Annotated in this window: 11 protein-coding genes and 1 pseudogene; 5 read left to right on the top strand and 7 right to left on the bottom strand. The window is 68.7% G+C overall.

Annotated features, from left to right (window positions below; genetic code table 11):
- Positions 1-133: 133 nt before the first annotated feature.
- A complete protein-coding gene (locus tag IE267_RS40540) occupies positions 134-388 on the bottom strand; it encodes a hypothetical protein (protein WP_189766047.1) in 255 nt (84 codons plus the stop codon).
- Between IE267_RS40540 and IE267_RS34720 the strand changes: the two are divergent.
- Positions 312-521, top strand: a pseudogene (locus IE267_RS34720) (response regulator transcription factor); the annotation flags it as partial. The gene IE267_RS40540 and the pseudogene IE267_RS34720 sit on opposite strands and share 77 nt — an antisense overlap.
- Positions 522-688: 167 nt before the next feature.
- Here the strand turns inward: IE267_RS34720 and IE267_RS34715 are convergent.
- Positions 689-1,702: an alpha/beta hydrolase gene (locus IE267_RS34715; RefSeq protein WP_189765950.1), complete on the bottom strand. Its 1,014-nt coding sequence runs from the start codon at positions 1,700-1,702 to the stop codon at positions 689-691.
- 193 nt (positions 1,703-1,895) lie between these two features.
- Here IE267_RS34715 and IE267_RS34710 point away from each other — a divergent pair, with 193 nt between their 5' ends.
- Positions 1,896-2,903, top strand: a complete 1,008-nt coding sequence (locus IE267_RS34710; protein ID WP_229861599.1) for a GlxA family transcriptional regulator — start codon at positions 1,896-1,898, stop codon at positions 2,901-2,903.
- A 178-nt stretch (positions 2,904-3,081) separates the two neighbouring features.
- A complete protein-coding gene (locus IE267_RS34705) occupies positions 3,082-4,431 on the top strand; it encodes an ankyrin and HEAT repeat domain-containing protein (protein ID WP_189765948.1) in 1,350 nt (449 codons plus the stop codon).
- Between the two features lie 115 nt (positions 4,432-4,546).
- On the opposite strand, the gene IE267_RS34700 is transcribed toward IE267_RS34705, so the two are convergent.
- A complete protein-coding gene (locus IE267_RS34700) occupies positions 4,547-5,479 on the bottom strand; it encodes an aminoglycoside phosphotransferase family protein (protein ID WP_189765947.1) in 933 nt (310 codons plus the stop codon).
- A 251-nt stretch (positions 5,480-5,730) separates the two neighbouring features.
- Between IE267_RS34700 and IE267_RS34695 the strand changes: the two genes are divergently transcribed.
- Complete coding sequence (locus IE267_RS34695; RefSeq protein ID WP_189765946.1) at positions 5,731-6,243, top strand: HAD domain-containing protein; 513 nt, start codon at positions 5,731-5,733, stop codon at positions 6,241-6,243.
- A 452-nt stretch (positions 6,244-6,695) separates the two neighbouring features.
- Here the strand turns inward: IE267_RS34695 and IE267_RS34690 are convergent, their stop codons facing one another.
- From IE267_RS34690 to IE267_RS34680, 3 genes are read right to left on the bottom strand one after another with little or no spacing between them, the layout of a single operon-like run.
- The gene (locus IE267_RS34690) at positions 6,696-7,151 is read right to left on the bottom strand and encodes a hypothetical protein (RefSeq protein ID WP_189765945.1); all 456 of its coding nucleotides are present in this window, start codon (positions 7,149-7,151) and stop codon (positions 6,696-6,698) included.
- Complete coding sequence (locus tag IE267_RS34685; RefSeq protein ID WP_167151188.1) at positions 7,148-7,474, bottom strand: hypothetical protein; 327 nt, start codon at positions 7,472-7,474, stop codon at positions 7,148-7,150. Before IE267_RS34685 ends, IE267_RS34690 begins: the two co-directional genes overlap by 4 nt.
- A gap of 54 nt (positions 7,475-7,528) precedes the next feature.
- Positions 7,529-8,218, bottom strand: a complete 690-nt coding sequence (locus IE267_RS34680; RefSeq protein WP_189765944.1) for a DJ-1/PfpI family protein — start codon at positions 8,216-8,218, stop codon at positions 7,529-7,531.
- A gap of 207 nt (positions 8,219-8,425) precedes the next feature.
- Between IE267_RS34680 and IE267_RS34675 the strand changes: the two genes are divergently transcribed.
- On the top strand, positions 8,426-9,364 hold the full coding sequence (locus IE267_RS34675; protein WP_189765943.1) for a GlxA family transcriptional regulator: 939 nt from the start codon (positions 8,426-8,428) through the stop codon (positions 9,362-9,364).
- Positions 9,365-9,528: 164 nt separating this feature from the next.
- Here IE267_RS34675 and IE267_RS34670 read toward each other — a convergent pair.
- On the bottom strand, positions 9,529-10,443 hold a 915-nt coding region (locus IE267_RS34670; protein ID WP_189765942.1), incomplete at its 5' end, for an RICIN domain-containing protein.

Genomic DNA, 10,443 nt, shown 5'->3' with positions numbered 1-10,443 from the left:
CCTGGCCGGCCTGCTCCTCGGCGGAGTCCTGCGCGGCACAATGGACTGGCAGGAACTGCTCACCCAGGTGCTGCTCGGAGGAGTGCTGCTCTGCCTCGACGTGCAGGGGTTGCTCTCCCTGGAGGCGTTCGACTCACGGCTGGCACGAGAGTGTTTCGGCCCCTCGGAGCGAGAGCTGCTCCAACAGCGCATCAGCCAACTGGCCACCAGCCGGGCCGCGGTTCTGCAGGCGGTCGACGCCGAGCGCCGCCGCATCGAGCGCGATCTCCGCGACGGAGTTCAACAGCGTCTGGTGGCCTTGGCTAACTGCCGACCCGCTCGCCAGGCTGTCACCGCGCGAGCGCAGCGTCCTGGAGGAACTGGTCCAGGGACACACCAACGCCGCCATCTCGCAGAAGCTGCATGTCTCCATGAGCACCGTCGAGAAGAACCTCAACGCGATCTTCGACAAGCTCGAACTCGCCCAGACCACCGGCTACAACCGCAGGATCCTGGCTGTGCTGCGCTACTTGGAGTCGTAAGGCCCTGGCACGGCGAAGCGCCCCGACCGATGGATCTCTGCTCGGAGATCCATCGGTCGGGGCGCTCCACTGCCTCATGTCGGTCGATGCCGGTGCTCGCCAGCGGTCCTCTCATCGAGAAACAGGGGGACGGTTCTCGTAGCGGGTGGCGATGCCGCGCCGCTGCTTCAACCAGTTGATGCACCGCTCGACGACGCTGCGCCGTGTGTGTGACTCCCGGTCGAACCGGCAGCAACGTCCTCTTCGGGGTGCAGGGCCTGGCGCAGGGTGCGTACCTGGTCGGTGAGGTTGTGTTCGCTGATGCGGGCCTGGGGGAAGAGGAGGTCGAAACCGTGGACGGCGCCGGGGACTTGGACGAGTTCGGTGGTGACGCCGGCGGCGGACAGGCGTGCGGCGTAGTCGCGGCCCTCGTCGCGCAGCGGGTCGATCTCGGCCACGGCGATGTAGGTGGGCGGCAGGCCGCTGAGATCGGTGGCGCGGATCGGGAAGGCGTACGGGTCGTTGTGGCCGTCCTGCGTGTAGTACCGCACGGCCAGTTCCAGCGCGCCCCGGTTGAAGACCGGGGTGTCGGTGAACTCCCGTGCCGAGGCGGTGGTGAGACTGCCGTCCAGGCTGGGGTAGGTCAGGGACTGGAAGAGCAGGTGCGGCCCCGCCTGGTCACGGGCGCGGAGCACGGTGGAGGCGGCGATGTTGCCGCCGGCGCTGCCGCCGGCCACCGCGATGCGCGTTCGGTCTCCGCCGAGTTCGGCCGGGTTGTCGGCGATCCAGGTCAGGGCGGCGTAGGCGTCGTCGGCTGCGGCCGGGTAGGGGTGTTCGGGCGCGAGGCGGTAGTCGACGGAGACGACGACGGCGTGGGCGTCGCGGGCGTAGCGCAGGGAGCGTCCCTCTTCGGCCTCGGGAGATCCGTAGGTGAAGGCGCCGCCGTGGATGTAGAGGATCATCGGCAGCTCTGCTGTGGTGTCCGGGCGGTAGACGCGCAGTCGCAGCTGTCCTGCGGGGCCGGGGATGTACAGGTCGCGCACCTTGACCTCGTCGTTGACGGGGGTGTCGGGGCGTGCGCGCAGCAGTGCGTAGCGCTGGGGGTCGGCGAGGACGGCATCCAAGCCATGGACGGGGAAGACGCCGGTGTCGGCGGTGTCGAGCAGGGTCTGGATCTCGGGATCGACAGCGGGGGCAAACATGGCTGGATGAGCACCTTCCGGGTGTTCGACCGGGCGCTGCCCGGTCTGTTGTGCGGAACTGATCTCAGTCTCTGCCGATCATGAACGGCACATAAGTGGCCCGAGAGCCACTATGTGCAACTATTGGGCCATGACTGCGCCTCACCCACGACCGCGAGGTCGAACGGGCTCATCTGCTGCGACACCACACCGCGTGGCCGTCCTGGCCCTCGCACCGGTGGTGGCCTTCGACCTGAGCATCCCCGCCCAGATGCTCGCCGCTGTCGAAACCCGCACGGGCGCCGCGGCCTACGAGGTGCGCACCCTCACCCCGGACGGCTCCCCGGTACCGACGGTGAACGGGTACGGCGTCACGCCGCAGGGCGACCTGTCCGTGCTGGAGCACGCCGACACGGTGATCGTCGCCGGCACCCGCTGCCCGGAGGTGCTGGACGCCGGCACTGTGGACGCTTCCGTCGCCGAAGCGTTGCGCCGCGCGGCCCGGCGCCGCGCCCGGATGGTGTCCCTGTGTACCGGCTCGTTCGTCCTCGCGGCCGCGGGCCTGCTGGAAAGCCGCCGGGCGGCGACGCACTGGCGCTACGCGCAGCAGTTCAGGCGGCTCTTTCCCACAGTCGACCTCGACACCGACCCGCTCTACATCGCCGATCGCGGCATCCTGACGTCCGCCGGCGGCGCGGCCGCCATTGACCTGTGCCTGCACCTGGTCCGGGAGGACCACGGCAGTTCGGTGGCGAACCAGGTCGCGCGGTACAACGTCGTCGCGCCCATGAGAGACGGAGGGCAGGCGCAGTACATCGAGCACCCGGTCCGGGAGGACGCGGGCACTTCGACGGCCGGGGCGCGGACGTTGATGACGGAGCACCTGGATCGGCGGCTGTCCCTCACAGACCTCGCGGCCCACTGTCATATGAGCGTGCGGACCTTCACCAGGCGCTTCCGGCAGGAAACCGGACTCTCCCCGGCCGAATGGCTCGCCTCGGCCCGCCTGGCACACGTACGCCATCTGCTGGAGTCGACCGAACTGCCAGTCGACGACATCGCCGCCAGGGCCGGCCTGGGCAGCGGCACCAACCTGCGGCAGCATATGCGCACCGCCCTGGACCTCACCCCGTCCGCCTACCGAAGGGCCTTCCGCTCGGCCACCACCGGCTCCGCACCGCCCCCCTCTGGGGATCAGCAGGTCCGGTCCGCAGATACGTGACGCGGTTCGGCGTGCGTTGCCCCCGGGAACAGGGCTGTTTGCGCGGGGAGTTGGTCGCGTCGCGGTGGCCGAAGAAATGGGGTGATCACCGCACCCGGCACGGCTACTGTGCCGCAGGACACCGGGGAGATGGATGCCGACGCCACCACATGAAGTGGCCAACCAACTCGTGGCAGCCGTGACTGCCAAGGATGCCAAGCGGGTCAAGGCCCTGCTCGCGCAAGGTGCCGACCCGAACGCCCAAAGTCCTGAAGGCCTCCCGCTCTTGTGTGTGGCCGTCGCGGGGTTCGACGATGAGAGCGCGGAGGCGCTGACGGAGGGCGGCGCTGACGCCGACCGAGAGCTGGCCGACGGTACGACGCCGCTGGTGCGCGCCGTGGACTCGGGGTCGCCGGCACTGGTCGATGCCCTGATCGGCGACGCCCCTCGACGGCGGCTTCCCGAGGTTGTCCAACATCGGCTCCTCAGCCTCGCGCGGCACTGGATGGAGACGGGAGCCGAAGAGGAGCTGCGCCGCAGAACAGGGGCGTCGGGCGCGGCAGTTCACCGACATGTCCGTGACGGAAGGTACTCGGACGTCGAGGAGTTCTGCCTCGGAGGGCTCACCTGCCGGGCGGGCCACAGCGCCATTCTCACCTTCCTGGAAGAATGTTTCGGGATCATGACGCCGGTGCTGGAGCTGGCCGCACGCGCAGTCCTGTACAGCATCCCGGAGAAGACCCAGGTCAACTGGTTCGCCGCCTCGACGGCCCTCGCAGGCCGTCGCTCTCCACAGGACCGGTTCGCTTTGAACGCTCTCCGAAATCATCCCGATCCCGTCCACCGCATCTTGCTCGCCGATGTCATGTGGTCCCGGAACTTCTCGGTGCAAGTCGGCCTCCTGAACCAGAGTGGGGATACCGGGCAGGACGCCGAGTGCCTCGCCGTCTGGGCCCTTGAAGAACCTGATGGACTGGTACTTTCCTGGGTTCTGGAAGTTTTTGCCGACCATGAACATCCTGACCAGGAGGCCATCGGTCTGCGGTACGCCGACCATCCCGATCCGCGGGTGCGCCGCCGAATTCCCGACTTGTTCTCCCGCGACGTCCCGCCGACCGACGCCGTCGCCGTCGCGCTGCTCGCCCTGTCACGTGACCCCGTACCCGATGTCCGGTGGGCCACCGCAGGTGAGCTGGCTGCACACTTCACACCGGCTTTCCGCGAGGCTCTGCTGGATTTGGTCAACGACTCCGACTGTGATGTCCGGGCTCAAGCGGCCATCGCGTTGGGCGCAAGCAATGACCGGACGAGTGCGGTCACCGATGCCCTGGTCTCGGTGCTGGACCATGGCGAGCAGCTCGTACGCCTGGAGATCGTCTACGCGTTGGCTCGCCGGGACGATCCACGCACCGATGATGCCTGGGAGCGCGTGGGCGAACTTCCGCCGGGATTCGGCGAGGTCGATGGCGGCGGTCAGGAGGACCATCGCCTTCTCGGGTACTGGGACTACCAGCGGCGCCACCGCTCGCCCGGCTCCCATGCCGACTGATCTTTCCGTCAGTTCTGTGGGCCGGTGGTCGGCGCCGACTCGCTGTGCGGCAGTGAGCGGCACGATGCCGTCGACGTACTCGTCACTCGCCGGAACCGGCCGGCACAGTCACGCGCTACGAGCGTATGGTGAGCAACTCAGCCAGGTGGTCGGCGAATTGGGTGAGCCAGTCCAGTCGTGGTCCGCTGCGGGCCGCACGAAAACCATGGCGGCGGCCCCAGAACGCGGCCTGGACGGCATGGAACTGGGCCCATCGCCGGACGCGTTCGCGGTCTAGATCCGCCGCCTCGGTGAAGACGTCCAGGAGGCGGTGGACAGCCTTGCGCAGGTCATCTGCTTCGAGGAGAGTCAGCGCGCGGGACTTCAGCAGTGTGCCGCCGTCGTAGGCGGGATCTCCGACGTACCCCTTGGGGTCGACCGCGAGCCACGGCTCGCGCCAGGCGCGCAGGATGTTCCGGGCGTGGAGGTCGCCGTGGACGAGAGTGTCCGGCTGCGCCCGTCCCAGTTCCCGAACGGTCGCTACGGCGGCATCCAGTACCTGGCGCGGCAATGCATGGGACAGTTCCTCGGCGTCCTCGCGCAGTTGCTTCTCCCAGGCATCGGCCTGCTCACACAGCCGAGGGAGGCCGGGTGGCGCGGGGATGGCCAGGCGTCGATTGAGCCGCCCGGCGACCCTTGCGATCTCGTCGCCGTCCTCGACCTCTGCCAGGGTCGACGGCTGAACCCGCTCCAACAGCATCGCGAACCGCCCGTCGTCGCGCTCATGCAGAAGGACGGCGCCGCAACCACTCCACGCAACGAACGCATCAGGCTCATGGACATTGCCGGGGTGCGGAAACGACACCTTCAGCACGGAGCTCTCCTCATTCCGCCGCCGTACCGGAACGATGACGCCGACGCCCCCATGCATGACGTCGCCATCGGGCACGCACCCCCAGCGCTCCAGCAACTCGCCCACGATCGCGGGTAGTTCGGCGAGCCAGGCCGCCCCGGCATCCCCCTCGCGGTCGACGGTGCTCCGCGCGAACTCCTCCGGCATTGCGATCATCCCGGCACCCTACGCGCCAGCCCCCGGCAGCCAGTACGCCCAAGCCGGTCGCTCCCGCCCGGCGACACGCACTACGAAAGTCACGATCCCCAGCTGGAGTACTGGCCTGGCCCCCTTCGGCTGTCCTCGCCTGCCGTACTGAACTTCACGCTGGCATGGTGGAGACGCCTCCACCATTGCCACCGCCGCAGCACGTCAGCAGGCCTCTCGTGGGGCGACCGGCGGTGAGAGCCTCGCTATCCTGTGCTGCTGTGACTGGCTCTGCGCAGCTTCCGCTGCTGTTCCTCGATGTCGATGGACCGCTGATCCCGTTCGGGGCGGAGTCGCAGCAGTATCCAACCTATGACGTCGGTCCCGATCTGCATGGGGACTATGCGAACCCACTCCTGACCAGGATCAATCCTCAACACGGGGCCAAGTTGGCCGCGCTTCCCTGTGAGGTGGTCTGGGCCACCACGTGGATGGATGAGGCAAACGAATGCATCTCTCCGCTGCTCGGTCTTCAGCGGCTCGCCGTGGTTGCCTGGCCGGAGCCGACAGAAATCGATGTTCAGGACGAACGCGACGGGCTGCACTGGAAGACCCGCACTCTTGTCGACTGGTCGGCAGGACGGCCGTTCGTATGGGTCGACGACGAGGTCACAGAGACAGATCGCGCCTGGATCGCCTCCCATCATCGGGGACGCGCCTTGGTCCACCGGGTTGATGCCCGCCTTGGCCTCACCGATAGCGACTACGCGATTCTCGCCGCGTGGCTGGGATGACCGTTTGGGGGGAGGAGGTGTTGGTCCAGCCGCCGAACGACTTGTTGGAGGAAATGGCGACGCCGGTCTTCCTCTTCTCGTTCGGTCAGGACCTGGAAGAGTAGTTCGGTGCCGTGATGGTCTTTCCATAACTACGCCCCGTACCCGTCGGGGAGCCCCGGTGACTCTCGGCCACAGACGTAGAGTTGCTTCCTCGACGGGTCGGAAGGGGAGCGCCGTGGAGATCACGGTCCAATGGATCCGGACGTCCTGGACGAAGGAGTCCCGGGGCGGAGAGCCCGCCGCGCGCAGGAACGCAGCCCCGGTCGGATTCGTTCTCCCGCGTGCCGCGACCTCCTCCGCGCATGTGATCCGCATGCACGAAAGCGATGGCCTCGACCCCTATGACAGCTGTGCCATAGGAGTTGGGCCACGTTCGACGTGCGCCGCATCGTGCGGTGCGCCACGTATCGTCACGCTCCCGTGGTGGAGCCGGGGCGGACGATCATCAGAACGGTGACGGTTGCCCACAGCAGGTTGAAGACGCCGGTGAGCATGGCGAGTCGGGCAGCGAGGTTGGGGCCGACGACCTGCGCGGCGGTCAGGGCGTTGTCCTGGGCGGGAAGAATCAGCAGACCCAGGACGGCGGCCGCTGCGGCGGTCAGGACGATCGAGGTGATCAGCCACCCGCTACCGAGGACGCCGAGGCTGCTGGCCGTGGCGAACCCGAAGAGGGGAACCGCCATGCCGATGCCGGCGTAGACGCGGCAGATGCGGTGCAAGGTGCGCAGGGTCGCGAGCGCTTCAGGGTCGTCCGGCGTGCTGTGAGCGCGACGCAGCGCTTGGGGGAACATGCTCGCGGCGACCGTGACTGGTCCTACGGCCAGTACCGCGGCCAAGACGTGCAGGGAGAGGAGGAGTTTCGTCATGCCCGGTCGTCCGCGGCCGACGGGACAGCACGGCGCCGGCCGATGACCTTCGAGGCAGGGAGACGTCCTGCCCTGGACGTGCCGGTGAGGGTGTCGCCGTCGACCGTGACGGCGAAGGCCAGGTTCAGGCGCAGGGGCTTGGTGATGGCCTGGTTCCAGGTGAGTCGGTCGCCGTCGAGGGTGATGTCGTCGAGCGGGACGTTCTCTCCTGCCCCGTGGGCTGCTCCGGTCAGGACACCGGCCTGCCGGGCGAGTTCGATCACGGCGTCGATCCTGCCGACCGGGGTGGAGATGGTCAGGTCCCAGAGGCCTTCTGCGGCCATGATGCGTTCCTTAGTGCGAGTGCGGTGCGGTTGAAGCGCGGGCGGAATGGGTGGTCAGAGGTGGGCGGGCACGGGCCCTTCGCGGCGCCAGACGGTGCCACGGCGCTCATGGGCGAACACTTCCTCGACGGCGTGGGCGATCCGGGGGCCCACCTCCCGCTCCAGCAGGTACAGGCCCAGGTCGAGGCCGGAGGTGACACCTGCCCCGGTGATCAGGTCGCCGTCGTCGACGATGCGGGCGTTCACCGCGTTGACGCCGGTGGCATCGAGCATGTCCAGGCCCAGATGGTGGGTGGTGGCATAACGGCCGTCGAGTAGGCCCGCCATGGCCAGGACGAGTGTGCCGCCGCACACCGCGCTGAGCGTCACCTCGGGATTGTCCCTGGCCGCCTTCAGGAGTGTGGGCAACTCGGTCGTCAGGGTGCGGCCCAGCAGTACGGGGACGGCTTCGTCCTGCCGCCGTTCCCCGGCCCGAACGTCGTGGTCGGGAACCTCGCCGGGCTCTCCCACACGGCCCGAGGCGCCCGGGACCAGGATCAGGCCCGCGCGTGCGGGGTCGAGGGCGGCCGTGGCGTGCAGTACCAGGCCTCCGGTGCCGCTGACCACGGCGCGCGGTCCCTCCGCGGAGACCAACTCCACACTCACGCCGCCGCCGGAGGCGGTGCCGCCGGCGTACAGCACTTCGTAGGGGGCGATGACGTCGAGCGGATCGAAGCCGTCGAACAGGATGATCTGGGCGTGCATGGGCGAAGCCCCTTCGCGAGCGGTCGGCATCCGGTGCCGGATCGCTTCCGACGCTAACCGGCTGTCGGCCCGCTCCCCAGTGGCATTGGTGACAGGTCCCAACGGAATACTGCCAGCACTGTGGACCACGCTCAGAGCTGCATGAATAGTGACCTTGACAGCACTCGAAGCGGGTCATGTGCCCTGGAGGGCGGGTATCTTCTCGCCATGCACACCGTTGCCCTGCTCGCCCTGGACCGGGTGATCCCCTTCGATCTGTCCACCCCGATCGAGGTCTTCTCCCGCACCCGCCTCCCGGACGGACGCCCCGGCTATCAGGTCCGCGTCTGCGCCGAACGGCCGGAGATCGATGCGGGCCTCTTCACCGTGCGCGTGCCCTGGGGACTTGAGGCGCTCAAGACCGCGGACACGATCATCGTTCCCGGCACCGCCGACCCCGGGGCCCCGCTCCCTCCGGCCGTCCGTGACGCGCTGCGCGCAGCCGCCGCGAACGGCACCCGCATCGCCTCCATCTGCTCGGGCACCTTCCCCCTGGCCGCCACCGGGCTCCTGGACGGGCTGCGTGCCACCACCCACTGGTCCGCGGCGGATCTCCTCGCCTCCGGCCACCCGGACATCGAGGTGGACCCGGACGTCCTGTACGTCGACAACGGCCAGATCCTCACCTCCGCCGGCGCCGCCGCGGGCCTCGACCTGTGCCTGCACATGATCCGCCGTGACTACGGCTCGGCCGTCGCGGCCGATGCCGCCCGGCTGTCCGTCATGCCCCTGGAACGCGAGGGCGGACAAGCACAGTTCATCGTCCACCCTCACGCGCCCGCCCCTCAGGGATCGGTACTCGCTCCGCTGCTGGCCTGGTTGCAGGACAACCTGGGCTCCGATCTCACCCTCGCCGCCATTGCCGCCCACGCCGGGATGAGTACCCGGACCCTCATTCGGCGCTTCCGCGAACAGACCGGCACCACTCCGCTGCAGTGGCTCCATCGCGCGCGCATCCGCCAGGCCCAGCATCTCCTGGAGACCACGCCGCACTCCGTCGAACGCATCGGCGCCCAGGTCGGATTCGGCTCACCCACCGCCTTCCGCGACCGGTTCAAGAGGACCACCGGCGTCAGCCCGCACACCTATCGCCGTAGCTTCAGCTGAACCGGTCCATGGCTGAACAGGTCCGTAGCCGGGCCGGTCCATAGTCGGGCGTCCATAGCCGGGCCGATCCATCGGGCCGCTCTCACCAAGGGTCCTCGACGTCCCAGTCGAGCCGCACATCGCGGCGGCGGTGGAGAGGCGGACCGCCGCGATGCGCGAGCTGTTCAGGAAACTATGCGCCAGCGTTGCTGGTCGGCCGGGAGGGCGCCGCAGGGGCGGACCTCCGCGACTTGGAGCTTACTGTCGTTGGGGGACAGGTCGGACATGCACCACCCGTCGTCCTTGCTGACCAGCTTCACGAACCCGTCCGCGCCGTCGATCGGCTGGATCGACCACTTCTGGTTGCTGGTCATCTGCCCGTTCGTGAGGCTGGCTTCACGTCCGACGGCTCCCCACATCTGGATCTGGTTGCCTTCACGCAGGTTGTCGACGACTGCCCACGGTTCGGAGGAGGAGGTGAAGGCGAACTCGTCGCGCGGCAGCGGCCGGACGTACCAGTACTGGTCCCACGTCGGGTTGTCCTTGATCTCGCGCCAGGTCGTGACGTTCCGCCCCTCCCGACTGTCAGTTGTTTTCGTCGTCAGGTACATCCCGAGCCCGGACTGGATGCGGACCAGCTTGGTCGGGTCGTACTGCGGCTTCTTCGGACCGCCACCGCCGCCCCCACCCGAACCTCCACCCTCCGGCTTCGGCTTGGGCGCCGGGGGTGCCGGGGCCGACGGCGGCGGGCTCGGCTGGGTCGACGGGGACGGCGGCGCGGAGGGCAGCGGGCTCTGGGAGCCCTGCGGCAGCGGTATCTGCTTGGCGGGCGCCTGCTCGGCGGCCTGGCTCTTGACGCCGGTGTCGTGCCGGAGCCAGATCATGACGAACACCACGAGCAGCGCCAGCAGGATCGAACCCACCGCGAGGACCCAGCGCGGGAACACCGACGGCTGTAGATAGGTGCCGCGCAGCTCCTGCGGAGCCGGGTCGCCGGACCTCAACACCGCGACGGTGAACGGGTGTTGGCGGGTGCCGCCGAACCAGCTCACGTTCACCGCGGTGAGCTCCACCTCGGCGAAACCGGCCCGGCCGGGGTC

It is taken from the genome of Streptomyces xanthochromogenes (genome assembly GCF_014650455.1).
GTDB lineage: Bacteria > Actinomycetota > Actinomycetes > Streptomycetales > Streptomycetaceae > Streptomyces > Streptomyces xanthochromogenes.
The sequence above is the reverse complement of the archived record's forward strand: the minus strand, read 5'-3'. Positions and strand labels throughout refer to the sequence as shown.

Excerpts from the sequence above, each read along its gene's own strand:
- IE267_RS34690 (WP_189765945.1), bottom strand. The coding sequence starts at position 7,151 with ATGACGAAACTCCTCCTCTCCCTGCACGTCTTGGCCGCGGTACTGGCC.
- IE267_RS34680 (WP_189765944.1), bottom strand. The coding sequence starts at position 8,218 with ATGCACGCCCAGATCATCCTGTTCGACGGCTTCGATCCGCTCGACGTC.
- IE267_RS34715 (WP_189765950.1), bottom strand. The coding sequence starts at position 1,702 with ATGTTTGCCCCCGCTGTCGATCCCGAGATCCAGACCCTGCTCGACACC.
- IE267_RS40540 (WP_189766047.1), bottom strand. The coding sequence starts at position 388 with ATGGCGGCGTTGGTGTGTCCCTGGACCAGTTCCTCCAGGACGCTGCGC.
- IE267_RS34685 (WP_167151188.1), bottom strand. The coding sequence starts at position 7,474 with ATGGCCGCAGAAGGCCTCTGGGACCTGACCATCTCCACCCCGGTCGGC.
- IE267_RS34700 (WP_189765947.1), bottom strand. The coding sequence starts at position 5,479 with ATGATCGCAATGCCGGAGGAGTTCGCGCGGAGCACCGTCGACCGCGAG.
- IE267_RS34675 (WP_189765943.1), top strand. The coding sequence starts at position 8,426 with ATGCACACCGTTGCCCTGCTCGCCCTGGACCGGGTGATCCCCTTCGAT.